At 69.0% G+C, this 24,584-nt stretch carries 20 protein-coding genes; 7 read left to right on the plus strand and 13 right to left on the minus strand.

Annotated elements, in window-relative coordinates:
- Positions 1-169: 169 nt before the first annotated feature.
- The 3 genes from ACJ8AT_RS04115 to ACJ8AT_RS04125 all read left to right on the plus strand — a co-directional run bounded on the left by ACJ8AT_RS04115 (position 170) and on the right by ACJ8AT_RS04125 (position 4,968).
- On the plus strand, positions 170-2,725 hold the full coding sequence (locus ACJ8AT_RS04115; RefSeq protein WP_407736225.1) for an AAA family ATPase: 2,556 nt from the start codon (positions 170-172) through the stop codon (positions 2,723-2,725).
- Between the two features lie 72 nt (positions 2,726-2,797).
- A complete protein-coding gene (locus tag ACJ8AT_RS04120) occupies positions 2,798-3,634 on the plus strand; it encodes a DUF2520 domain-containing protein (RefSeq protein ID WP_407736226.1) in 837 nt (278 codons plus the stop codon).
- A gap of 41 nt (positions 3,635-3,675) precedes the next feature.
- On the plus strand, positions 3,676-4,968 hold the full coding sequence (locus tag ACJ8AT_RS04125) for an ATP-binding protein (protein WP_407736227.1): 1,293 nt from the start codon (positions 3,676-3,678) through the stop codon (positions 4,966-4,968).
- A gap of 17 nt (positions 4,969-4,985) precedes the next feature.
- Here ACJ8AT_RS04125 and ubiE read toward each other — a convergent pair whose 3' ends face one another.
- From ubiE to ACJ8AT_RS04150, 5 genes are all read right to left on the minus strand, one after another.
- Positions 4,986-5,738, minus strand: a complete 753-nt coding sequence (gene ubiE / locus ACJ8AT_RS04130) for a bifunctional demethylmenaquinone methyltransferase/2-methoxy-6-polyprenyl-1,4-benzoquinol methylase UbiE (protein WP_407736228.1) — start codon at positions 5,736-5,738, stop codon at positions 4,986-4,988.
- A complete protein-coding gene (locus ACJ8AT_RS04135; RefSeq protein WP_407736229.1) occupies positions 5,735-6,754 on the minus strand; it encodes an ABC transporter substrate-binding protein in 1,020 nt (339 codons plus the stop codon). The genes ubiE and ACJ8AT_RS04135 overlap by 4 nt, the downstream gene beginning before the upstream one ends.
- Positions 6,755-6,779: 25 nt before the next feature.
- Positions 6,780-7,556 (minus strand): ABC transporter permease, encoded by a 777-nt coding sequence (locus ACJ8AT_RS04140; RefSeq protein ID WP_407736230.1) that lies wholly within the window; start codon positions 7,554-7,556, stop codon positions 6,780-6,782.
- Entirely contained in the window at positions 7,556-8,341 is a 786-nt protein-coding gene (locus ACJ8AT_RS04145) for an ABC transporter ATP-binding protein (protein WP_407736231.1), read from the minus strand. The genes ACJ8AT_RS04140 and ACJ8AT_RS04145 overlap by 1 nt, the downstream gene beginning before the upstream one ends.
- Positions 8,342-8,564: 223 nt before the next feature.
- Complete coding sequence (locus ACJ8AT_RS04150; protein WP_407736232.1) at positions 8,565-9,884, minus strand: hypothetical protein; 1,320 nt, start codon at positions 9,882-9,884, stop codon at positions 8,565-8,567.
- A gap of 87 nt (positions 9,885-9,971) precedes the next feature.
- Between ACJ8AT_RS04150 and ACJ8AT_RS04155 the strand changes: the two genes are divergently transcribed.
- Positions 9,972-13,148, plus strand: coding sequence for a hypothetical protein (locus ACJ8AT_RS04155; protein ID WP_407736233.1), 3,177 nt, complete (start codon positions 9,972-9,974; stop codon positions 13,146-13,148).
- Here the strand turns inward: ACJ8AT_RS04155 and nadD are convergent, their stop codons facing one another.
- From nadD to ACJ8AT_RS04180, 5 genes are all read right to left on the minus strand, one after another.
- Positions 13,149-13,706: a nicotinate (nicotinamide) nucleotide adenylyltransferase gene (nadD, locus tag ACJ8AT_RS04160; protein ID WP_407736260.1), complete on the minus strand. Its 558-nt coding sequence runs from the start codon at positions 13,704-13,706 to the stop codon at positions 13,149-13,151.
- 7 nt (positions 13,707-13,713) lie between these two features.
- Positions 13,714-14,382: a hypothetical protein gene (locus ACJ8AT_RS04165; RefSeq protein ID WP_407736234.1), complete on the minus strand. Its 669-nt coding sequence runs from the start codon at positions 14,380-14,382 to the stop codon at positions 13,714-13,716.
- Between the two features lie 14 nt (positions 14,383-14,396).
- Positions 14,397-15,578: an exo-beta-N-acetylmuramidase NamZ domain-containing protein gene (locus ACJ8AT_RS04170; protein WP_407736235.1), complete on the minus strand. Its 1,182-nt coding sequence runs from the start codon at positions 15,576-15,578 to the stop codon at positions 14,397-14,399.
- A gap of 31 nt (positions 15,579-15,609) precedes the next feature.
- Positions 15,610-16,881 carry an adenylate/guanylate cyclase domain-containing protein gene (locus ACJ8AT_RS04175; protein ID WP_407736236.1) on the minus strand — a complete coding sequence of 424 codons (1,272 nt, stop codon included), beginning with the start codon at positions 16,879-16,881 and terminating at the stop codon, positions 15,610-15,612.
- Between the two features lie 61 nt (positions 16,882-16,942).
- Positions 16,943-17,641 (minus strand): tetratricopeptide repeat protein, encoded by a 699-nt coding sequence (locus ACJ8AT_RS04180; RefSeq protein ID WP_407736237.1) that lies wholly within the window; start codon positions 17,639-17,641, stop codon positions 16,943-16,945.
- A gap of 72 nt (positions 17,642-17,713) precedes the next feature.
- Between ACJ8AT_RS04180 and ACJ8AT_RS04185 the strand changes: the two genes are divergently transcribed.
- Both ACJ8AT_RS04185 and ACJ8AT_RS04190 read left to right on the plus strand, forming a co-directional pair.
- The gene (locus ACJ8AT_RS04185; RefSeq protein ID WP_407736238.1) at positions 17,714-20,113 is read left to right on the plus strand and encodes an endonuclease MutS2; all 2,400 of its coding nucleotides are present in this window, start codon (positions 17,714-17,716) and stop codon (positions 20,111-20,113) included.
- Positions 20,114-20,139: 26 nt separating this feature from the next.
- A complete protein-coding gene (locus ACJ8AT_RS04190; protein ID WP_407736239.1) occupies positions 20,140-21,291 on the plus strand; it encodes a hypothetical protein in 1,152 nt (383 codons plus the stop codon).
- 23 nt (positions 21,292-21,314) lie between these two features.
- Here ACJ8AT_RS04190 and ACJ8AT_RS04195 read toward each other — a convergent pair whose 3' ends face one another.
- Entirely contained in the window at positions 21,315-21,968 is a 654-nt protein-coding gene (locus ACJ8AT_RS04195) for a TlpA disulfide reductase family protein (protein WP_407736240.1), read from the minus strand.
- A 179-nt stretch (positions 21,969-22,147) separates the two neighbouring features.
- On the opposite strand from ACJ8AT_RS04195, the gene ACJ8AT_RS04200 reads away from it, so the two are divergent.
- Positions 22,148-22,891, plus strand: coding sequence for a hypothetical protein (locus ACJ8AT_RS04200; protein WP_407736241.1), 744 nt, complete (start codon positions 22,148-22,150; stop codon positions 22,889-22,891).
- Between the two features lie 103 nt (positions 22,892-22,994).
- On the opposite strand, the gene ACJ8AT_RS04205 is transcribed toward ACJ8AT_RS04200, so the two are convergent.
- Together ACJ8AT_RS04205 and ACJ8AT_RS04210 are read right to left on the minus strand one after the other, a co-directional pair.
- On the minus strand, positions 22,995-23,798 hold the full coding sequence (locus ACJ8AT_RS04205; RefSeq protein WP_407736242.1) for an ABC transporter permease: 804 nt from the start codon (positions 23,796-23,798) through the stop codon (positions 22,995-22,997).
- A gap of 5 nt (positions 23,799-23,803) precedes the next feature.
- Positions 23,804-24,574 carry an ABC transporter ATP-binding protein gene (locus tag ACJ8AT_RS04210; RefSeq protein WP_407736243.1) on the minus strand — a complete coding sequence of 257 codons (771 nt, stop codon included), beginning with the start codon at positions 24,572-24,574 and terminating at the stop codon, positions 23,804-23,806.
- Between the last annotated feature and the right edge of the window lie 10 nt (positions 24,575-24,584).

Raw genomic sequence — 24,584 nt, forward strand, 5'->3', positions numbered from 1 at the left:
CCCTTGATTGCCTGGGCGGTGGGGAGTTGGGCCGCCGAACAGGCGAGCAACCTGCCACATTCCACGAATTCAGCGGGTTTACCCCTACCTTGTAGCGGCCTGTAGCAGAAATTTTGCGACTGGGATCGGGTCGGTGTATTTGCTCGGGTGCCCGCTTGCCGGAGCGCCAATGGTCGATAGCACGGATCTCTCGCAGGTCCTCCACGAGGCGAAGGACATTGCTCAGAGCGTTTCCCAGAAACTCAGCTCCGCCCACCTGTTGTTGGCGCTCTTCACCGTGGACAACCCGGCGCAGGTGCTCCTCAGGGAAAAGGGAGTCGATGAGGACGGGCTGCTCGAGCAGATGACGGAGGCTCCGGCGGAGGAGGAGCACCTCGTCCGCGAGCTGTGCCAGCGCGCCCGGGTCATCGCCCAGCAGTGCGACTCGCGAGAGGCGGACTGCCTGCACCTGCTGATTGCCTTCGCGCGGGTGCGCTGCGCGGCGAACGAGCTGCTGACGCGGGCGGGGGTGGACCTCATCGGCCTGCGCACCACGGCGCTCTCGTACTTCACCAGCGGCCGGATGCCTCGGAAGCTGCAGGCCGGGAGGATGCAGCAGCCTCAGGCGCTCGGGACGCGCTACCCGCTGGGCCGTCCCCTGGGCTCGCCGCCGACTCCCCTGCCCCAGTCCGCCGTGGCGCTGAGCCTGCCTCGGCCAGCGACTCCGAGCCGTCCCTCCTTGCCGGCGATCTCGCCGCGCGATCTCATTGATACGGACGAGGGCCATGACGAGGCGCCCGAAGCCGCCGAGCCGCTGCCGCCAGCCCCGCCCGTGGCCCGCGCCATCCCCGTGCCTCCCGCGCCGGCTCCGGCTGCCGCTCCGGCCCCGGTGACGGCCGCGCCCCGGGCGACTCCGACGCCCGTGCCGTTCCCGGTGCCCAAGGGGACCGAGTCGCTGGTGCTGGAGCCCAAGGCCTTCCCGCTGCTCACGTCGCTGGGCCGCAACCTGAGCCAGTTGGCGCAGCAGGGGAAGCTGGATCCGGTGGTGGGCCGGGCGAAGGAGATCGAGGAGGTCATCGACATCCTCGGCAAGCGCCGCACGAACAACCCGTGCCTGCTGGGCGAGGCCGGCGTGGGGAAGACGGCGGTGGTGGAGGGCGTGGCGCAGCAGTTGGTGACGCTGCGCGGCACGCTGGCCTCGAAGATCATCGTCGAGCTGGACATGGCGTCGCTGGTGGCGGGCACGCAGCTCCGGGGCTCGTTCTCGGAGAAGCTGAACGCGCTCAAGGACGAGGTGCGCAAGGCGGACGGGCGCGTGGTGGTGTTCATCGACGAGATCCACACGCTGGTGGGCGCGGGCTCCACGGGCGATGGGCCGCAGGACGCGGCCAACGAGCTGAAGACGGCGATGGGTCGGGGCGAGTTCCCCTGCATCGGCGCGACGACGCACGACGAGTTCCGCAAGTTCATCATCCAGGATCCGGCGCTGGAGCGGCGCTTCACGCCGGTGGTGGTGAACGAGCCGTCGGTGCCGGAGACGGTGGAGATCCTCAAGGGCGTGATTGGCCGGTACGAGGAGCACCACGGGCTGCGCTACGCCCCGGAGGCCCTGGAGGCGGCGGCGTCGCTGGCCTCTCGCTACGTGACGGACCGGTTCATGCCGGACAAGGCGATCTCGGTGGCGGACCTTGCGGGCTCGCGCTGCCGCCGCGAGGGCAAGACGTCGGTGGAGCCGGCGGACGTGGCGCGGGTGGTGGCCAAGCTGGCGGGGGTGCCCGAGGAGCGGCTGCTGCTGAACGACTCGGCGCGGCTGCTGAGCCTGGAGGCGGACCTGTCGCAGCGGGTCATCGGGCACGAGGATGCGATCTCGAAGATCGCGCGGGTCATCCGCCGCAACTACGCGGGCTTCTCCTCGCGGCGGCCGATGGGCTCGTTCCTATTCCTGGGGCCCACGGGCGTGGGCAAGACGGAGATGGCGCGGGCGCTGGCGGAGGTGCTCTTCGGGAACAAGGACGCGCTGGTGCGGCTGGACATGAGCGAGATGTCCGAGCAGCACGGGGTGTCGCGGCTCATCGGCTCGCCTGCGGGCTACGTGGGGTTTGGCGAGGGTGGCCAGCTCACCGAGCCGGTGCGGCGGCGGCCCTCGTCCGTGGTGGTGCTGGACGAGATCGAGAAGGCGCACCGCGAGGTGCAGATGCTGCTGCTCCAGGTGCTGGAGGAGGGCCGGCTGACGGACGGCAAGGGCCGGCACATCGACTTCTCGAACACGGTGATCGTGCTGACGACGAACCTGGGCGCGGAGGCGTTCTCGCGCACGGGCCGGGCGCTGGGGTTCGGAGCGGATGCGGGCGTGGGCGGGCAGAGCGACATGGATCTGGCGAGCGCGGCGGCGCGCAAGGCGTTGCCGCCGGAGCTGTGGAATCGCATCGACGAGCGGCTGCCGTTCCGTCCTCTGAAAGAGGTGGAGGTGGCGCGGATCGCCACGCTGCTGCTGGCCGAGAGCAGCAAGCGGCTCGCGACGGAGCGCGGCATCGAGTACGTGGCGGGCGAGGACGTGGTGGGCCACCTGCTGAAGTCGGGCGGGTTCGATCCGCAGCTCGGCGCTCGGCCGATGCGGCAGGTGGTGCAGCGGCTGGTGGAGGCGCCCCTGGCGGAGCGCATCCTCTCGGGCGAGTTCGTGGCGGGAGACCGGGTGCGCGTGGCGGTGCGGGGCACCCAGCTCGCGTTCCACCTCGTGACGGCCTGAAGCTTCGAGCCCAGGCCGGGTGACACGGAGCAAGTCCCCTCTCCTGCTGGATGAGGGCTGGCGTGAGGGTGCATGACAGCGCGACGCCCGAGGGTCCTGGTGGTCGGTGGAGGCCGCCTTGGCGGAGCCCTCGCGCTGTCCCTCTCCCAGCATCGCTGGCCCGTGAGCGTCCTCAGCCGGACCGATGAAGGCCAAAGCCGCGTGCGGGCGTTGGGCCTGAAGGTGGCCACTCCCCGGGATCTGGCTCAAGCGCGGGTCGCCCTGCTCTGCGTCCCCGACAAGGCCGTGCCCGAAGTGGCTCGGGAGATGGCGCGCAGGCTCGGCCGAGTCGCGGCGCTGGTGCACTGCGCGGGCGCCCTGCCGCTCAAGGCCTTGGGTGCGCCGCGAGGCCGCCCGCTCGGCTCGTTCCACCCGCTCTGCGCGATCTCGGACCCGAGGGACTCGCTCGCCGGGCACTCGGTGGCCATCAGCACCCGCTCGCGCGCCTTGAAGGCCGTGCTGCGGCAGATGGCGAAGGACCTGGAGCTTCCCATCCTGGAGGTCCCCGAGAAGCGGCGGGCCGCCTACCACGCGGGCGCCGTGCTCAGCGCGGGAGCCATGGTGGCGCTCATGTCCGTGGCGGTGGAGGCGCTGGGCCATGCCGGCATCCCGGAGGAGGCGGCGCTCCCAGCCCTGCTGCCCCTGATGCGCTCGGCGGCGCGCGGCATGGAAGCCCGAGGCCTGAGCCGGGGGCTCACGGGTCCGGTGGCCCGAGGAGACGCGGGCGTCGTGGCGGCCCATCTGGCGGCGCTCCCTCCCGAGGCCGCCGAGGTGTACCGCCTCCTGTCCCAGCGTGCGCTGCGGCTGGCCGTGTCCCGGCTGCCGCCCGAAGTGCTCGACGATCTGACAAAGCTCTTGAATGGGCGGTGAACCGCGAGGCCTTCACGGCTAGGGTCTCGGGTTCAGCGCTCATGAAGCTCCACAAGCTCAAGATCCACAAATACCGGGGCGTCGCGCCCGGCACCGAGCTCACGTTCAGCCCGACTCGCAACTTGGTGCTGGGAAGGAATGGCACCGGCCGGACGACGCTGCTGGACCTGATCTCGATCGCCCTCTGCTCGGACTTCTCGGGGCTGATCCACGAGGAGTTCTCCCTGGAGTACGAGCTCGCCTTTCCGGGGATGGCGATCCACGTGCGCGCCCGGAACGAGCAGCGCTCCAGCACTCCGAAGCCCGAGAGCCCTGCCAAGGACAAGGCGGTGCTGATGCCGCTCCGGACGCCGGAGGTGGTAGCGAACCTGGAGCCGCTCATCGAGGCGACCCTTCGGCTCGAGGCCCCTGCCGCCGAGATCGTGATGCGCGGCGACGCCTCGGGCTTGTACTGCGAAGTGAATGGCAAGAGCGCCTACGCACGGTCCATGCACTGGTCGGTGATGGATCGCTCTGTGTGGACGCTGATCTTCATGGTGGCGCAGTACATCGACCGCGACATGAAGGATCGACTCAAGGAGCTGCTGCGCCGCACCTTCCTGCTAGCGCCCTCGCGGTTCGATGAGGCGCTGGGGATGTTCGAGCACATCGGCAAGATCAAGTACGCCATGGAGATGCAGGGCGCCGAGGTGTTCCCCCTGGGTCTGATGGCGCTACCCACGTGGATGCCGGCGTGGCTCCGGGAGCAGGTGGAGCGCAAGGCCCCGACGAGCACCCTCGAGCTGACCCACGATCAGATGCCGCAGAGCTTCCTGGCGAAGTTCACCACGCTGGCCGGATTCACGGCGGGGAAGTTCCGAGTGGAGGTGCTCGAGAAGCGAACATATGAAGACGGCGGGCGAGTGGGCTTTGGCCAGTTCAGCTTCGGCTTCACCCGGTCTGATGGGACGGAGCTGACGCAAGCGCAGCTCGGCCACGGGCAGAGGCGGCTGCTGTCCTTCCTGTACTACCTGGATGTGAACGAGGACTTCGTCATCGCCGACGAGCTGGCCAACGGCCTCCATCCCGAGTGGGTGGCGGCATCCCTGAGGGAGATCGGCGTGCGGCAGTCCTTCTTCACCAGCCAGAACCCGCTCCTGTTCGAGCCCTTCTCCTTCAGCACCTCGGACGAGCTCCGCGCCTCATTCATCCTCTGCGGAGTCGCGCTCCGCGATGAACGCGAGCGAATCGTCTGGTCCCAGCCCACGGCGGAGACCGCCTCCAAGCTCTTCGAGGCGCACCGGACTGGAGTTCACTCTCTCGGAGAGCTGCTGCGAACCCACGGGTTGTGGTGAATCCACAGGGCTGGACGTCAGGCCGCCGTCCGCGGCCGAGCCACGTAGAGGCAGCACACGCCGAAGGTCAGCGGCTGCACCTGGAGCACCTCCAGGCCCGCCTCGCGCATGATGTCCGCGAACACCTCCGGCCTCGGGAAGGCCGCGATGGACTGTTGCAAGTAGCGATACTCCCGAGCCCCCGAGAGCACGCTGCCCACCCAGGGTACCACCGTGCGGATCTGAAACCGCGCCAGCGGCCCCAGGATGCCTCCCTTCGGCTCGGACAGCTCCAGGATCGCGATCCGCCCATCCGGCCGCGTCACCCGAGCCATCTCCCGCAGCGCCCGCAATCGATCCGGGACATTCCGGATGCCAAAGGCCATGCACACCCCATCGAAGCTGCGATCCGGGAAGAGCAACTCCTGCGCATCCCCCACCTGCAGCTCGCACTGCCCGGCCAGCCCCGCCTCCGCCACCTTCCGCCGACCGATCTCCAGCATCCCCACCGAGGGATCCACCCCCACCACCGTCGTCTTCGGGTGGCGCCGCAACACCTTGAGCGCCAGGTCCGCCGTCCCCGTGGCCAGATCCAACACCCGGCCGCCCGGCTTCAGCTCGAGCGCGTCCACCGTCTTGTTGCGCCAACGCTGGTCGACACCGAACGACATCAGCCGGTTCAGCAGATCGTAACGCCGGGCGATCTTGTCGAACATCGCGCCCGAGCCCACCGGCACCACGGCGGCTCCGGGCTGGGGCGCGGCTGTGGACGACTGAGACTCCGTGCTCATGGCTTCCTTTCGGTGAGCTCCGGCAGCAGGTACTCATCCACGGACGGCGCCTTCTCCAGAATGCCCAGGTCCACGAGCTGCTTGCCCAGCATCTCCCAGCGCTCGCGGCTCAGGGTGCCCAGGCCCTTGGCCTTCGTCTCCTCGGTCTCGATGAGCGGCTTCTGCACCTCGGCCACCGCGGCGAAGACCTCCGGCTCCATGGTGGTGTTGAGCTTCGCCATCACGTCGTTGGCCGGCTTGGGGTTGTCCAGGTACGCCCGCCAGCCCTCGCGCACGGCGTCGACGAAGGCGCGCACGCGCTCGGGAGACTTCTGCACCAGCTCCCGCCGCGTCACCACCACCGTGGCGTAGGGGTTGAAACCCTCGTCCGCGATCTTGAAGACCACCGGATCCGAGCCCTGCTTCTTGGCCGCCAGCGGCTCGGAGGTGAGGAAGCACTGCTGAGCAAAGTCCTTATCCGCCACAAAGCGGGCCACGCCTCCGTCGTAGGGGACCACCTTCACCTTGTCGAAGCTGTACTTCTTCTTCAGGAAGGACACGAAGATCTCGCCCGGCTCCACCGCCAGCGTGCCCCCGGAGAACACCTGCGCCAGCGAGGTGAGCCCCCGAGAGGCATGCGCCATGATGGCTCGCGGAGACACCTGGTACACGGCGAACAGCGGCACCAGGTCCAGCCCTCGAGCGCGAGCCACCAGCAGCTGATCCGCGCTGGTGGTGCTGAACTCCACCTGCCCCGTGGCCACCATCTGGGTGACCGGGGCCCCGGCGCCACCGCCGAGCACCTCCACCTCCAGCCCATGCCGAGCAAAGGCGCCACTCTCGCGGGCAGCGTAGAAGCCGCCGAACTCAGGCTCGGGCACCCAGTCCAGCGCCAGCTTCACCCGAGCGGGCGCCGGAGCAGAGGCCGCAGCCGCCTGGGTCCCCTCCCCCGCCGCAGGTGGGGCCTTGTCCTTGCTGCAGCCCGCGCCCAGCGACGCGAGGCACCACAACACACCCACCCAGCACAGCTTCTTCATGAATCCTCCCTCCAAGGGTGACACTTCAAGAGGCCGACGGGTGCCAGCGCCGCAGCAGCCGAGTCCCCGCCAGGCTCACCGTCCCGAACAAGACGATACCCAGCCCCGCCGCACACAACACGGCCGCGAACATCAGGTCCGTGCGCAGCTGCCGGTACGCCGCGAGCACCAGGATTCCCAGCCCAGCCGTGCCTTCCGAGAAGCCGGCCACGAACTCGCCCACGATGGCGCCGATCACGGCCAGGCCCGAGGCGATGCGCAGCCCCGTGAAGATGTGGGGCAAGGAGCCCGGCAGCTCCAGCTTGAGCAGCGTGGCGATCCGGCGCGCGCCATAGAGGCGGAACATGTCGCGCAGGGCCGGCTCCACCGAGCGCAGGCCGCTGAGCGTGTTGGCGATGACGGGGAACACCGAGACGATGAAGGCCGAGGCCGCCACCGCTCGCTGCCCTGGGCCAAACCACAGCACCAGCAGAGGCGCCACGGCGACAATGGGGACCGTCTGCAGGAAGAGCGTGTACGGATAGAGAGCGCGCTCGAGCAGCCGTGAGGACGAGAGCACCACCGCGGCGAGCACCCCGGCCAGGGCGCTCAGGCCAAAGCCGATGAGCGCGGCCTCGGCGGTGACCCAGGCGCTGGCGGCAAGTTCCCGCGCATCATGCACCCCGATGGCGATCACCGCCGAGGGAGGAGGCAGCAGGAAGGCCGGCACGCCCAGGATGCGCACGAGCCCCTCCCACAGTGCCAGCAACACCAGCAGCGCGACCACCGGCGGGAAGACGGAGCGGAGCAAGGTGCCACGCATCAGGCGCCCCCCTGTTCCAGCGCCTCGGAGAGCGCTTGCACCTCGCGGGCGAAGGCAGGCTCCAGGCGCAGGGCCGGGACGCGCTGGTGGGGCAGCTCCAACGTCCGATCCAGCACCACCCGGCCGGGGCGCGGAGAGAACACCACCACGCGCTCGGCCAGCCAGGCCGCCTCGGAGAGCGAGTGGGTGACGAAGAGCACCGTCATTCCCAGCTCGTGCCACAGCGCTCGGAGCTGCTCATCCAGCCGTCCGCGCGTGAGTTCATCCAGCGCGCCGAACGGCTCATCCATCAACAGCAGCCGAGGCCGCGTCACCAGGGCTCGGGCCAGGGACACGCGCATGCGCATGCCGCCGGAGAGCTCTGCGGGGTAGCGCGAGGTGAACTCGCCGAGCCCCACCTGAGCCAACACCTCGCGAGCCGCGGCGTAGCGTTCGCGCTCGCGCACCCCGGACAGCTCCAGCGGGAGGGCGGCGTTGTCCAGCACCGAGCGCCAGGGCAGCAGGTGCGCGTCCTGGAAGACGTAGGCAATGGGAGCGCGAGAGGCGTGGACCTGGCCGGAGGCGGGGGACAACTCCACCCGGCCGCGGGTGGCCGTGTCGAGGCCGGCGATGATGCGCAGGAGAGTGGACTTGCCGCAGCCCGAAGGCCCCACGAGCGCCACGAAGGAGCCCGGGGCAATCCGGAGGTCCACTCCGTCCACGGCGGCCACGCCTCCGGGGAAGGTGCGGTAGACCTGCTCCACCCGCACGCCAATGCCGCTTCCAGCCGGGGGAGCGACAGTCATGGGTTCAGCCCGTTCGGAGGCAGGGGACGCCATCGCGCCCTGCTTCTATCCTCGCGAGGGTCCATTGGCCAACGAATGCTCCTGTACTCCTTGGGCGAGCGGGACGGCCGGTGCGGGCGGACCCGTCCGCTGACGGGGGGACCCGCACCGAGCCGAGGGACCCGCGACCTGGAGTCCCAGGCCGTGGATCCCGAGAACGCCGCCGTGTAACAGCGGCGCGCTCCTAGCTGGTGAGGATGATGCGACCACCCTGCAGGGCCCGGCGCACCAGGGCCATGGCCTGCTCGGAGGCGGCCTCGGCCTCGGTCAGCCGGCGCAGGCACAGCGGCCCCTGGGTCGCCACGGCCTTCTTCAGATCCGTGAGCAGCATCATCGCCGCCTGGATCATCTCCTGGCTCTGCGGGCCCTCCTGGGGGGGCGTCTTGCCCGACTTCTCCGCCAGGTACTGCGTGAAGCGCTTCACCACGTCCGTCGTCTTCTCCGGATCGAACTGCTCCAGCAACGCCTTGATGTGGCCGGGGTTGATCTGGATCAGCCGCAGCGCGCCCACCTTCGAGAAGGAGGGGTGCGGCAGGCCGATGTCCGTCATCTCGAAGGCGCCCAGCAGGCCCTCCTCCGGAGCCTTGTGGGCGTGCGGCACCACGTCCACGAAGAGCGCCAGCGGCTCGGCGCCCTGAGCGTAGGCCTCGAGCTCCTCCTCATCGAGCGGCGGGAACTGCTGCGGCACGCCGATGAAGAGCAGCGGCAGGACGATCTGCGCCCAGAACTCCTCGGGCGCGCAGCCGGTGCCACCCACCGTGGCCACCATGTGCGCCATCAGCTCCACCAGCCGCGGCGCGCGCTCCACCTGGTCCACCAAGGGCTTGCTCGGATCCATCCGCTGGAGCGCCACGACGATCTGTCCCTCGAACTGATCGCGCGCCTCCTTGGGCAGCGGCGGCTGCGTGCGCCCCAGCGCGTCCTTCACGTCACGCGCCAGCGCATCCGGCTTCGCCTCGAAGGTGCTCTTCGCCTTGGCCGGATCCAGCACCACGAACTGCAGGAAGCCCGGATCGAACAGCCGCTGGTAGTCCATCGGCCCGATCTTGGGCTGGCCGCCCGCCATGCTCCCGTTGGCCCCGAAGCGCACCTGCCCCAGCTGGTTGCGGATCTGCGTGGACAGCTCCTCCAGCTTCACCAGCTTGCCCTGGCTCAGCGCATCCATCACCGCGCCGAACGGCGACAGCATGATGATCGCATCCGGGAAGCCCAGCGTGGCGCCCTCGGGCGAGTCCCGGTTGGGGAACCAGAAGGCCCGGTGCTCGGCCGCCATGCGCGCCGCGAACGCCCCGGCGATCCCCAGCGCCAGCGTCTGGTGCTCCGGCCGGTTCACCTGGAACGGCCCGCCCAGCAGCTTGATGAGGCTCTTCTCCACCTCGGCCCACGGGGCCTTCAACAGATCGACGGGCTTGCCCTCGACCTTCTCGAAGGCGGCCGCGAGCTGGGCCTGCGCCTGGTACACGTGCTGCGGAACGGGGAAGTCCTGAGGGACAGGTTCGGCCATGTCACATCCTGAAGAGAGAGGAGCGTGGGCGCCCCTTATCGTGAAAAACGTGGCTTTGGCTACGACTTGTGCCCGTAGGATGGCGACATGCACACGCTCCGTCGCGGGCCTCGGGGCTCCCCCTTCCTCGCCTGCCTGCTGCTCATGGCCTCGGGGTGCGCCTTCGTCTCACCTCGGTTCTCTCAGGAGGTCCAAGCGTCCTTTGCGCGGGACAGCATGCGCAAGCTCACCACGCGCTCCATGGAGTTGTACTACCCGGAGCAACTCCAGCCCGAGGCGCTCCGGGTCGCCGCCCGCGTGGAGGCCTGTGTCGACCGGCTGCGAGAGCTGTCCTGGAGCAAGCGCCCGAGGGATCGGCTGCTCCTCTATATGACGAGCGCGGGGTTCAACAACGCGTACGTCCAGCCGGACCTGGTGAGCACTCCGCAGCAGATGGTGCTGCCCTCTCACATGAGCCTGGAGCTGTTCAACCTGATGGACCTGGGCCAGACGGAGCTGGGGGACATCGGGTGCCACGAGTCCGTGCACTACGTGCAGATGCAGCAGGACGAGGGGCTCTGGCACGGCCTCAACTACCTCACCGGCGGCATCGCCCAGCCCAACATCTTCACCGAGTCCTGGTTCCTGGAGGGCCTGGCGACGTACTACGAGGGTGACTTCAACAAGGACACGGGGCGCCCGCACAGCCCCATCTGGCACGGCTGGTTCGAGTCCATGGTGCAGGCGAACGAGGGGGACCTGAACCCCGGCCACCTGTCACCCGATCAGAGGGAGGCGGACCCGTTCGGCGGCAACTACCTCACGGGGAGCCACTTCGTGGGGTGGCTGGCGCGCACGTATGGCGAGAGGCAGCTCTGGTCGCTGATCAACCAGCAGGGCCAGTCCTGGGCGCCACCCTTCGGGGTGACGCTGCGCTTCCGGAGCGTGTACGGCAAGACGATCGGCGGACTGTTCGACGAGTACACCGAGGCGCTGAAGAAGGAGTTGGTCCGTCGACAGCGCCCGGCCTCCCAGGCGGTGCTGGCACCGGACGTGGGGTACTTCGCGCGGATGGCGGCCTCTCCGAAGGATGGCGCCACGGCGATCGTCCACGTCGGCCGCGAGGAGACGCCGCACCTCACCGTGCGCGAGCGGGATGGATCCATCCGCTTCTCGCGAGATCTCACCCTGCTGCTGCCGGGCCGCCGGTGGATCCTCAGCAGCCCGTCCGTCATGAGCGGCCTGTCCTTCACCCGCGATGGCGCCCTGCTCTACCTGGTGGCGGCCGATATCGACAGCCAGGGTGCCTTCATGTCGCGGCTGTGGCGGGTGGACGCGCGCACCGGTGAGGTGCTGCGCACCTGGGACATCCAGGACGGGATGGGCGGCGGCATCACGCCCGATGGCGCGGGCTATGTCTTCGTGGACGTCCAGGGAGGCGACACCGCGAACCTCGTCCGCCTGGATCTCGAGACGGGCCAGCAGCAGCCGCTCACCCACTTCGAGGGCCACATCTCCCTGGGCGTCCCCACGGTGTCTCCGGACGGGCAGCGCGTGGTGTTCACGATGCGCGGGCCGGACGGGTGGGATCTGGCGCTGCGCGGGCAGGATGGGAGCGTGCGCTGGCTCACGCGGGATGGGCGCTTCAACTACTCGCCGCAGTGGGTGGATGACGATCAGATCCTGTTTCTTCGCGAGCACGACGAGCGGCTACAGGCCCATGTCCTGCGGCTCTCGACGGGGGAGCTCCAGCGGGTGACGGATGCGCCCCACCTGGTGATGGACGCGCAGCCCCTGGGCGACGGACAGGTGGCGTTCCTCAACCGCGATGGCATCAACTTCTCGCTCGATCGGACTCCACTCGCGCCGATCGCGGACGCCCGGCCCCCCATGGCCGTGGCCTCGACGCTTGCGCCGGGTGCGCCTCCAGCCGCGCCTCCACCGCCTTCCGCGCCGGAATCCGCTCCCAGCGCGACGCCCTCCCCCGAGGCCTTCGCCGAGTACCCTGGCACCCCAGCGGCTCCTCCCTCCTCGCCCGGGACACCCGCGCCCGAGGCCGCTCCTCCGGCTTCCGTCAGCTCCCCGTCGCCTTCGCCCACCGCCCCTGCGTTCGCCACCGTGCCGCTGGCCGAGGCCCCCCCGGCCACGCCTCCGCCCGCGCCGGAGGTGAAGGTCCTCTCCGACGAGCCCTACAAGCCTTTCGAGCGGTTCTTCTACCCGGAGCTGCGCTTCCCGTTCCTCATCGCCTACCAGGATGCGGACACCCACAAGACCCGCGTGCTGGGGTACCTCTCGCTCGCGGGGCAGGATCGGCTCGGCTTCAACGCCTGGGCGATCAACGCCTCCTATGACTCCGGCCTGCAGAGACCGAACCTCTCGGTGAGCTACGCCAACGCGCTGCTCGCTCCGTGGTACGTCGTGGGCTCCGTCGCCTCCACCAACACGGAGTCCGAGCAGGATCTCCAGGCCTCACTCTCGACGTCCCGGAGCTTCTGGACCACGCCCGTCTCATTCGAGCTGCTGGGGCTGCGGCGCCAGTACCTCGACTTGAAGACGGGTGCTCCGATAGAGCTCACGTCGCTCGTCGGTCCGCGGATCTCCACGGCCTACTTCGCCGGAGAGGGCACCTCGTACGGCGGCACGCAGAAGGCGCTGGCGTTCTCGCTGTCCGCGGGCGTCTTCCCCCGGGCCTTCCGGACCGAGACCGCCTTGGGAGATGTGCGTGCCGAGGTGGACACCTTCACGGGCGGGCTCCCCGGGCTCGGGAAGGACAACCTGGAGCTGTCGGTGGCGGGCCGCTTCCTGCCGGGGGCTCCCGACGGCCTGCTCGAGGTCGGAGGAATCACCGCTGGCAGCCCGCTCTACCTCTCCAAGAAGATCCAGGATCCCAACATCGCGCGGCGGTTCCAGTCCGGCATCTCCTTCTCCGAATACCTGCGCGGCTACGAGGACTTCACGTTCCGCGCCCGCCACGCCGTGATCGCCAACGCCAACTACCGCTACCGCTTCATCGTCGACTATGGCTGGGCGTCCACGCTGTACCTGCTGCCCTCGCTCTTCGTGAACCAGCTCGAGGTGGAGGGCTTCGGCACGTGGGCCCGCACGGACTTCAAGGACGACCACCGCGCGGCCGGCGGGGCCGTCCGGCTCCAGCTCACCCTGGGGCAGCTCATCCCCCTGGCCTTCTACTACCAGGTCGCCTACCGCTTCGATCAATGCGTGGAGCTGGAGAGCGGCAGCAACCAGTGCTCGGCGCCGCTGCACCTCGTGGGCCTGTCCTTCTGATCACAGGCCGTAGAGGCCCGCCTGGTGCGCGTAGTCCAGCACCCGGCGCGGCACCAGCTCCGTGGGCCGCTCGCCTCGCGCCAGCTGCTCGCGGATCTGCGTGGAGGACACCTCCGCCAGCGGCGGGCCCAGCGTCCCCTTCGCCGGGTAGCCCGCCCGGTACAGCACCAGCACCTGCACCATCCGCTCGATCTGATCGAAGCTCTTCCACTTCGGCACATCCTTCAGGATGTCCGAGCCGATGATCAGCGAGAAGCGCAGCTCCGGGTAGCGCTCGCGCAGATAGCCCAGCGTCTCCACCGTGTACCCGGCGCCGCCCCGCTCGGCCACCTCCTGCTCCACCCGGCTCGTCTTCAGCCAGCCGGAGGTCTCCTGGCAGACCAGCTCGCACATGCGCACGCGGTGCTCGAAGGGCGCCAGCGCCTTGCCGAACGGGTGCTGGTAGGCCGGCATCAGCCAGACCTCGTCCACCTCTTGCGTGGTGTGCACGTACTGGGCGGCCAGCTGGTGGCCCACGTGCGGCGGATTGAAGGAGCCTCCCAGCAGCGCGACCCGCACGGCCACCTCACTTCACCTGCAGCTTCGTCCCACGCCCGAGCTGAAGCTCCCGCGGCTCCAGCACCGTCTTCCCGTCCAGCCGGAAGGCCGTGAAGAGCAGGTTGCGATCCGCCTTCTCCAGCAGCCCGCACGTCTGCTCCGCCGCGCCCGTCAGCCGCCCCGGCGTCAGGAAGTAGCGCGGGCCGATCTGCACCACGTTCGGCTCGGGCTCCTTGCCGTGGATGAAGACCGTGGAGTTGAGCAGATCCTCCCGCGTCAGATCGTTCTTGTCGTAGACGAGGCAGCACAGCGCATCGCCCACCATGTCCAGCTGCTTCCGAGGAATGTTCGGATCCATGTACTGGAGACAGTCGTGCTCGGGCACGCGAATGAAGCGCTCCAGCACCAGGCGGCGATCCTCCTCGGCCGCGAAGTCCGCCGGGGCCTCGCCGAACGCGGGCGGGCGCGGCAGCGCGTCCTTCGAGGACAGCCACTGCGACACGTCCGCCAGGAAGTCCATGTCCGAGTACTCACGGCCCCCACGGGACTTCTCGCGCTGCTCGAGGACCCACGAATCCAGATCCGTGTAGCGCCCTCCGGCGAAGAGGAAGCGGCGGGCTCCCTTCTCCCGCAACAGCTCGTACGCCGCGTTGAAGGCGGCGAGATCACCATGGCTGTCGGAGATGATGCCGATCACGGGGGGCCCTGCGCTCAAGCGTACAGCAGATAGGGTCTCCGTTGCTTCTCGAAGGCGTCCGTCTGGGCCGAGAAGCCCTCCAGGAGCCGATCCAACGGCCACCCCTCCTCCATGCCGCGGCGCACCTGATCCGTGCCGCAGAGCAGATCAAAGGCCGGCACGTCCTCGACGAACTCGTAGGCGTCCTCGCGCCAGGAGAACTTGCTGCCGCCCAGCTCTCGCACCGCCTGGAAGATGGCGATCCCCGTGCGCAGCGGCAGGAAGGCCCGGCGATCCGTGACGTGGATGAAGGCGCCGCTGCACGACTCGCCGCGGTACTTGTCGAAGGTGGGAGTAAAGCCCACGGGGCGGAAGAGGACTCCCGGCAGGCGCTCCTTCTCCAGCCGAGCCACCAGCGCCTCCGAGTCCAGCCACGGAGCGCCGAACTGCTCGAAGGGGCGGCAGGTGCCACGGCCCTCGGAGACGTTGGTGCCCTCGCCCAGGCACATGCCCGGGTACACGAGCGCCGTGTCCGGCGTGGGCATGTTGGGCGAGGGCGGAATGAAGGGCAGCCCCGTGTCGGACCAGAACATGTCCCGGCGCCAGCCCTCGCACGGCACCACCGTCAGCTCGCAGCCGAGGCCGAACTCGGCGTTGAAGAGCCGGGCCAGCTCGCCCGCCGTCATCCCGTGGCGGGTGGGAATCGGGTAGAGCCCCACGAAGGAGCGGAAGCGCTCGCCCACCAGGTTCCCTTCGAGCAGCGTGCCGCCCAGCGGGTTGGGCCGATCCAGCACGTAGAAGGGCACCTTCGCCTGGGCCGCCACCTTCATCGCCAGCGCCATGGTGTAGACGTAGGTGTAGTAACGGCTGCCCACGTCCTGGATGTCGAACACGAGCGCGTCCAGCCCCGAGAGCCACTCCACCTTGGGCGACAGGGACTCGAAGGTGGAGCCGTAGAGGCTGTGCACGGAGACACCGGTGCGGCGATCTCTCGCCTCGCCCACGGCCACCATGTACTGGGCCTCGCCGCGGATACCGTGCTCCGGACCGAAGAGCGCCGCCAGCGTCACCCCCGGCGTGCGCGCCAGCAGATCCGCGAGGTGGCGGAAGCGCGAGTCCACGCTCGTGGGATTGACAATGGCGCCCACGCGCTTGCCCTTCAGCGCGGAGAAGCCCTGCTCCACCCACACATCCAGTCCCGTCTTCACCTGGCTCAAGATCGTCTCTCTCCTTCGATTCCCGGCCGCGTCAGTCTTCTTCGCCCAACCGCTTGAGGGCGCTCTTGGCGGCGCGCTTCGAGTTGCAGTTGAGGGCGCTCAGCAGGCCCGTGCCCCCGTCATCATCCGGTCCGCCATCGTCGGCGAGATCCTCCAGCGCCCCCTTCGCGCTCGTCAGCCGCAGGTCCGCGATCGCATCCGCGGCGGCCGAGCGCGCGCTGCACTTCGGGTGGTTCAGCAGATCCTTGAGCCGATGCTCGGCCTTGCCGTGCCCCGCCTTCACGGCGGACTTGTAGTAGCTCACGGCGCTGCCCATCTCGCCCCGCGCCTCCTCCAGCTGCCCGAGCAGATAGCTGCGCCGGCCCGGATCCTTCTCCTCCTGGATGAGCTTGCGCGCCTTCTCGACGAGCGCACTCCGCTCGGAGGGATCGGCCTCCCTCACGGAGGAGATGGCGCGCTGCGCGGGACCGCCTCCGAAGGCCACCACCGCCAAGCCGAGCACCACGGCCACCACGCCCAGCCCGAGCGCCAGGCGAGGCCAGTTTCCCCCCGGTGGCAGACGCTCGCGCAGGCCCGGCGGCAGGCGCTCGAGAAGGGCCCGCATGAACCCTCGCGCCTGGCCGCCCAGCAGCTTCGCGCGCTGGCCGAGCACGGCGGCCGTCATGGCGAAGTCCGCCTTGGGCATCCCTCCATCCGTGAGCCGCGAGAGCGCCAGGTTGCTGAAGGGAGGCCCCTCGTGCGGCACGCCCGCCGCCACCGGCATGGGAGCCACCGGCGCTTCCACGCGGTAGGGGCCCTTGGGCACCCGGAAGACGCGGATCTTCCCGGGGATGCCCTTGAGCTCGAACGCGTCCACCTCCTGCGAGGGCACCTCCGCCTTGTTCATGGCGAGGTAGACCGCCTCGGTGAAGTAGACCTCTCCCGCCTCGGTGATGCTCTCCACACGCGCGGCGATGTTCACCGGCTCGCCGAAGACGTCACTGGACTCGACGCGCACCTCCCCCACGTTGATGGCCACCCGGACGTGGAGCTGCGCGCTCTCGGGGGCTGTGCGGTTGTACTCCCAGAGGCGATCCTGGATGGCCACGCCGCTGAGCACGGCCTGGGTGGGAGACTCGAAGGTGACGAGGAACGCATCCCCGATGGACTTCAGGATGCGGCCGCCGAACGCCTTGAATAACGGCGCGAGGAGATCGTGGTGCACCTGGAGCAGGCGCTGATTCTCCTCGTGAGTCTGCCGGCTGGTACGCTCGGTGAACCCTTTGATGTCGGTGAAGACGATGGCGAGGTTGGCGGTCTTCAAGGCCCGCGCACTCTATCCGCCAGCGCTCCGAGCGCAATCGAACTGGGCCCCGGCCGTTCGCCTACCGACGAGACGGCTTCAACGCGCGCAGGTGGCGCTTGGGCGCGGGCGCCTCCAGCGTCTTCCTCAGCTTCTGGGCGAGCTTCGCCCTGCCCGTCCGCTCGTACAGCTCGGCGAGCCGGCGGACCACCACCGTGTTCTCCGGTTGGAGCTGCCGCGCCGCCAGCAGCTCATGCTCGGCATCCTTCTGCCGCCCCTGCTGCTCCAGCGCCTGGGCCAGCAGCAGGCGCACCTGCACCCACTCGGGGCGGACCTTGCTCAGCAGGCGGTAGTGGTACTCGGCCTTGAGCCAGTCGCCCTGGGCCATCCAGAGCCCGGCCACCCGGAAGCGGGCCTCCTCGAACGAGGGGCGATAGAGGAGCGCCATCTCGTACGCCCGGGCGGCGAGCAGGGGCTGTCCCCTCTCCTCGTACAGCAACCCACGCAGGTAGTGGGCCCGAGGGTTCTCGGGCGCCAGGGCGGAGGCCACATCCAGCTCGGCCTCGGCTCGGTCCAGCTCTCCGCCCAGCTTGAGCATCAGCCGCGCGGCCTCCAGACGGGGCAGTTCCCAGGCGGGCCAGCTGTTGATGACGGATTCCACTCCCGCGAGGGCTCCCGCGGTGTCTCCCGCCTCTTCCCGGGCGAGGGCCTGCGTCAGAGCCGTGTTCGCGGGGGCGTCCATGGCGCCCGCCAATGCGCCCGCCAGGATGAGCCACACCATGGGCGGCTGATAACAGAGGCAGCTGTCCCCCTCAATGTTCCCTTGACGGCCCCCAGGGCCAGGCATGAAACCATGGCCGTGCAGATTGCCCAACGAACCCTCGAGGATCTCGGCTTCGCGGAAGTGCTCCGCGCCCTAGCCCACCGCTGCCGGACCGCGCCCGGAAAAGAGCGCGCGCTGGCCCGCCCCTTCCTGGACACCGAGGACCAGGTCTCGGACGCGCTCTCGCTGGTGGCGGAGGCCCGCCTGCTGTCCCAGGAGCAGTTCTCCCTGCCGCTGGGCGGGGTGAGTGACTTGAGGGACGCGGTGAACCGGGCCGCCAAGGGAGGCATGCTCGAGCCGAGAGATCTCATCGCCTCCGCGCAGCTGCTCTACGCGTTCGCCCGCACCCGCGAGGCCCTGGAGGAGCGCGAGGAGACAGTCCCCATGCTGGCGACGCTCGGCCGCCGGCTCCCGATGCTGGAGGCGCTCGCCTCTCGCATCGATCGCAGCTTCGAGCCGGACGGCACCATCTCCGACCGGGCCAGCCCGGATCTGAAGGAAGCCAGGGACAGGGCCAACGGCCTGCACCGGCGGATCAAGACGCGGCTGGACGAGCTGCTCCACGACGAGGGCTTCCTGCCGAAGCTGCGCGAGAACTACTACACGCTGCGCAACGGCCGGTACGTGGTGCCGGTGGTCTCCAACTTCCGTGGCGAGGTGCCCGGCATCGTCCACAACGCGAGCCAGACAGGGCAGACGCTCTTCATCGAGCCACAGGCGATGGTGAGCATGGGCAACGATCTGGCGATCGCCCAGTCCATGGTGGCCGAGGAGGAGCGGCGGATCCTCCAGGACTTGTCCAACCAGTTGGGCAAGGAGGCGGACCGGGTGCTGGAGGGGCTGGCCTCGGTGGCGGAGCTGGACGAGGCGGAGGCGGCGGCGCTGCTCTCGGCGGACCTGGACGCGCACGCGCCCACGTTCAAGGACGTGGACGAGCTGACGCTGTACCAGCTGCGCCACCCCCTGCTGGTGCTCAAGGGCACGCAGGTGGTGTCCAACGACGTGCTGCTGTCGGGCGAGGCGCGGGCGCTGGTGGTGTCCGGCCCGAACGCGGGCGGCAAGACGGTGACGCTGACGGCGGTGGGCCTGTGCTCGCTGATGCTGCGCTGCGGCCTGCCCATCCCGGTGGAGAACGGCTCGCGGATGCCGCTGTACCGCTCGGTGAACTCCACGGTGGGAGACGCGCAGGACCTGTCCCAGGGCCTGTCCACCTTCAGCGCGCACGTGGTGAGCCTGCGAGACATCGCCGCGCAGGTGAGCAAGGGCTCGCTGGTGCTGATTGACGAGATCGCCGCGGACACGGATCCGCGAGAGGGAGCGGCGATCGCCATCGCCGTGCTGGAGGAGCTGCTGGAGAAGGGGGCGGTGGTGCTGGTGACCACGCACCTGGAGGAGCTCAAGGCGCTGGCGCACATGGACAAGCGCTTCCTGAACGCACGGGTGGGCTACGACACGAAGAAGAATGTGCCCACGTACCGGCTGCAGCTGGGCGCGGCGGGAGCCTCCTCGGCCATCGAGATGGCGGCGCGCATGGGGCTGCCGGAGCACATCTGCCAGCGCGCGAGAGACTTGGCGATGAACGCGGGCGGCCCGCTGGCCAAGGCGCTGGCGGCGGCCGAGGACGAGCGGCGGCGGCTGACGGAGGAGCTGGAGCGGGCGAAGGCGGCGGCCGAGTCGGCGGAGAAGCTGCGCAAGGAGCTGGAGGCGCAGAAGCAGGCGTTCGAGCGCGATCGCAAAGAGAAGATGATGCGCTTCAACGAGGACGTGGCGGCGGCCAGCGAGCACGCGGCGGCGGAGGTGCGCTCGCTGCTCCAGACGCTGCGGGCGCAGTCCAACGAGAAGGCGGCGCAGGAGGCGCGAGCGGCGCTGCAGCAGCGGGCCGAGGAGGCGCAGAAGCGCGCCAAGGAGGCCCGGGCGGAGCTGTACCAGGTGCAGGCGCCGCAGCCGCCGACGCTCAAGGTGGGCGCGTGGGTGCGGCACTCGGGGCTGGACAAGGACGTGGAGATCCTGGAGTTGCACGACGACGAGGCGCTGGTGGCGGCCGGCCTGCTGAAGATGCGCGTGCCGGTGACGGAGCTGTCGGGCTCACGGACGGCGAAGCCGCAGCAGAAGTTCCCGGAGCGCAACAAGCAGGAAGTGGCGATGAAGAAGGCCTCGGCGGCGGCGCCCGCGGAGGTGAAGGCGACGAACTTCCGCTGCGACGTGCGCGGCATGAGGGCGGACGAGGCGCTGACGGAGGTGGAGCAGTTCCTCGACCAGGGCATGCGCAGCGGCGAGGAGGCGGCGCTCATCATCCACGGCCACGGCACGGGAGCCCTCAAGCAGGCCATCCGCGACTACCTGTCCAACTCGCCCTACATTCGCATGTTCCGGCCGGGCGAGAGCCACGAGGGCGGAGACGGCGTCACCGTGGTAGCGCTGAGGGCGTAGAAACCAGATTTTGAGGAGGCAGAACCGTGACTCGTTTCATGCTCATGCTCGGGGTGCTGTGCGCGCCCCTGCTCTCGTTGCCAGCCTTTGGCCAGACAGACTTCAGCAACATCGTCGGGCATGAGAAGAAGCCCCACAAAGACACCGTCCTGACGACGAAGCCTCTGCCACCCGCCGAGGCCAAGCGGCTCGAGGGCAAGCTGCATCAGATCCGGGATCTGCTCCTCGCGACCTCGGCGCTCAAGAGCCTGCACGGTTACGACTGGGAGACGTTCACCACCGTCAAGAACCACGAGGACCCCGCCCGCCCCGTCATCGCCAGCGTCACCTACATCCCGTTTGCGTACTTCAAGGATCCGCACTCCGGAAAGCCCATCTCCTCCGAGGAGGGGCCGCCGTTCTCCATTCACATCAACGATCCGGAGGCCATCCTCGGCCAGGGCGCGTTCAACGTTGATCGAGAGGCGCGCTTCGTCGCGGAGCCTCCCAGCTCGGGGCAGATGAGTGGGTTCCCGGTCTTCACCGCGCAATTCGTCGTCATGAGCAAGCGGGGACAGCCGGTCTTCACGCCCATCTCGCAGGAGCGCTTCCTCACCCGGCTCATCGAGAAGTCGCGCAAAGAGCTGGACGACATCAACGCGAGGTTCAAGGGCGTGAAGGAAGATCCCGCGGTCACCAAGCGGGAGATCGAGTCCCGGCAGGCCGCGCTGAAGTCCGCCCGGGCCGAGCAGGAGCAGCGCTGGACCACGATGCAACCGAAGTGGCCTGATCGCGTCGCGGCGGAGCGCGCGAAGTTCGACGCGAAGGAGAAGAAGGCGCTGGAGGAGATCGAAGAGCTCAAGACGAGCTCCCCGCGGCAGCGCTTCCTGAAGCCCGTCGAGACCCGGCAGAAGGCGCTCGAAGCGGAGCTGGCGGGGCTCTCGCCCGCGGAGCGGGCCGCACCGGCCTATATCCCGCACGGTGGCAGTGCGAACAAAGACCGGGCTTCTGGCCTGGCACCGCCGGGCGCCACGGACGGGACGCGGATTGTCACGATCAATCCCGCGCTCTTCGATCCCAAGAAGCCCAAGAGCGCCATCCAGCTCATCATCCTCGGCACGACGATGTACTCGCCGAGGCTCTTCGACGAGGTCCAGAACCAGCTCGACAAGACTGCGTTGATGAAGCTGATCGAGTAGCGCCGGGCTGATGCCCCCGGGTGTTACTTGCGCAGCCGCACCTGCTCCACCTGCTTGTGCAGCGCATGCACCTCTTCCTCCACCGTGTCCCCTGAGGGCGGTGAGGGCTGCTCCATCTTCTGGAACTTCTGGGTGAAGATCAGGAACTTGGGGACCAGGAACGTGTTGCGCTCCATGCCCGCCGGGCGGAGCCGCTCGTTGACGTACGCCATCAGCTTGAGCTCCTTGTCCACGAGCACGGGATATTCAGGGTCCAACTCCTTGGTGATATCGCGGAGGACCTGCACATCATCCGCGTTCTTCGGCATGTCCACGTTCACCGCGAGGATGACCACGTCCTTCTTCCCTCGGTAGTAGCTGTGGTGCAGCGCCTGCAACAGCTCGAGGAACGAGGTGTCTCCGGAGATGGTGCTCCACAGCGAGACCACCACCACCTTGGCGTCGTAGTCGCCCAGGTGCACCTCCTTGCCGTCCAGCGTGGTGAGCGGAATCTGCGCCGGGGGGATGGTGACCTTCTGGCTGGCCAGCTTGACGACGGTCGGGACCTCCTCGGCTGGAGCGGTGCTGCTGGAGGACGACTGAGGCTGAGCGGCGGGCTGCGCCTGGGAAGACATGGCGGATGGCTGGGCCCACGCCAGGGCCGAGGTGAGCAGGCACAGCAAGAGGGCAAAGCGCATGGGGCGGACCTCTGAAGAAGGAGGGAGACGCATCCTACGCAACTCGGCAATATGACGCCGGCATGCGTCGCGCTTCGTGCCTGTTCCTCCTGCCCCTCCTGGTTGCCACCGCCTGCCGCTCCGCGCCCCCCAAACCCGCCGTCGCGGAGACACCGCCGCCACGTCCTGCAGTAGAGCCCGTGAAGGCGGAGACCCCTTGCACCGATGGCTTCGTGGATGTGCAGCGCTGGCTGTCCGAGGGGCTGCTCGTGCTCGGGGAGTACCATGGGACCGAGGAGAGCCCCCGCACCGCCGCGCAGACCGTGTGCGCCGCGGCTGCGGGCGGGAAGCCCACGTGGCTTGCGCTGGAGATTCCTCGGGACGAGCAGCCGCGCCTGGACGCCTTCCTGGCCACCGGTGATGAAGCCGCGCTGCTCGAAGGCCCGTTCTGGCGCCGCGACTACCAGGATGGCCGCAGCAGCCAGGGAATGCTCGGGCTGCTGCGCGAGGTGAGGCGGATGCGCGCCGCCGGGCGTGACGTGCACATCCTCGCCTTCGATGTGCCGTCCACTGGAGGCGCGGGGGGAGATGATCGCGATGCGCAGATGGCTGCCCGCGTCGCGCAGGCGCGCACCCAAGCTCCCTCGGAGCCGATGGTGCTCCTCGTGGGCAACGTCCACGCCACGCGGCGGCTGAAGATCCCTCGATCGATGATCTGGCACCTGGTGAAGCAGGGAGTGGCCTTGAAGACCTTGAACATCGCCTCCAGCGGCGGCACCGCGTGGATGTGCGGCGCCACCTGCGGCCTCGAGCACCTCTCGGGCGAGGATCTCGGCCCGGAGCGGCGCGTCCTCGAGACGCCGGAGGCCGAGAAACAGGGCTACGACGGGCTCTGGTACGTGGGCCCCGTCACCGCCGCCCCTCCCGCCTGGAAGAAGCCCTGAGCTACCCGTCTCCGGGCACCGAGCGCGAGAGCACCCAGTCCGCGAAGGACTCGGGCCCACAGCGGCGGATGTTCACCCGAAGGCGCGAGCCATCCCCGGCGGGCTAGCTCACGCTCTCGGCGCTGTAACGGGCGATGAGGCCCGTTCGGACGGCATGGTGGAAGACGCGCAGGAAGACGCCGCACGCAAGCAGGATGTAGAGCACGGCCAGCCCCAGACCCCAGAGCAGCGAGGCTCCCGAGAAGGGACCTCCCGCGACGAGGGTCCGCATGCCCTCGAAGACGTAGGACGGCGGCAGCAGGCGCGAGATGAGCTGCATCCACGTGGGGAGCGTGGAGATGGGATAGAACACGCCAGCGAACGGCGAGATCACGGCGGGAATGGGCCACACGAACCACTCCGCGGAGGGCCCGAGCCGCAGCACCAGGGCGCTCCCGAAGATGCCGAGCGCGATCCCGAAGAGGAAGAGCACCACCAGGAACGGCACGAGCATGAGGCCGTAGACGAACAGGGACAGCCCGAACGCCGCGCTCGCCACCACGAGCATCACGGTGAGCCCGACCGAGCTCGTCACGATGCTCGACAGCACGAGCCCGCCCACGTACTCCGAGACCCTGATGGGCGAGGCGAAGACGTTGAGGAAGTTGCGCGACCACACGTCCTCGAAGAACGCCATGGTCACGCCTTGCATGACGCGGGTGAGGAAGTCCCAGAGCAGCACCGCGCCCAGGAGCGAGGGCAGGAGCTTGAGCCCGGTGGCGGTGAAGGAGCTGAAGTACCGGGTGATGAAGCCCCACAGCACGATGTCGATGGCCACCCAGACGAAGAGCGGGAAGATGCGCGAGGGGCTCCCTCGGATGAGATAGAACTGCCGGAGGACGATGGCGGCGGCGCGTTGAAGGGACATGGTGCTCAAGCGGGCCCCAGCGTGAGCGGCTCTCGGGCCACGGTGATGAACAGCTCCTCGAGGGTCGCCTTGCCATGCTCGCGTGGCAGGGCCTTGGGGTCTCCCTGAAGCAGGAGCTTGCCGCGCGAGACGAAGAGCACGCGGTCGCAGACCTCCTCCACCTCGTACATGTTGTGAGAGGTCCACAGCACTCCGCTGGTGCCCTGCGAGGAGAACTCGCGGATGCGGGCGCGGATGTCGCGCGCCGTCGAGGGATCGAGCGAGGCGGTGGGCTCGTCGAGGAGCAGGAGCTGGGGGCGGTTGAGCATGGCCTTGGCCAGGGCCACCCGCGTCTGCTCGCCCGAGGAGAGCACGCCGCACTTCACGTCTCGGAACTTCACGAGATCAAACTGTGTGAGCAGCGCCTCGATGCGCTCCGCGAGCCCCTTCACGCCGTAGAGCAGGCCGAAGATGCGCAGGTTCTGCTGCACGGTGAGGTTCCCGGGCAGGGGGGCATAGACGGCGGCGAAGTTGGTGCACGAGAGCGCCTGGGAGCGGCGCTTCGCCAGATCCACGCCTTCGATGCGGATGCTCCCCGAGCTGGGCTCGAGCACGCCGAGGACCATGTTGATGGTCGTGGTCTTCCCGGCGCCGTTGGGGCCGAGCAGTCCGACGATCTCATTGCGGCCCACCTCGAACGAGATGCCGTCCACGGCGACCGTGGCGCCGTACTGTTTGCGCAGCTCCTGAACCGAGAGGACCGGCGATGGGGAGGACACCTCCCCATGTTGCACCATCTGGCTCGTC

Origin of the sequence: Hyalangium sp. (genome assembly GCF_045802625.1) — a bacterium.
Classification (GTDB): domain Bacteria; phylum Myxococcota; class Myxococcia; order Myxococcales; family Myxococcaceae; genus Hyalangium.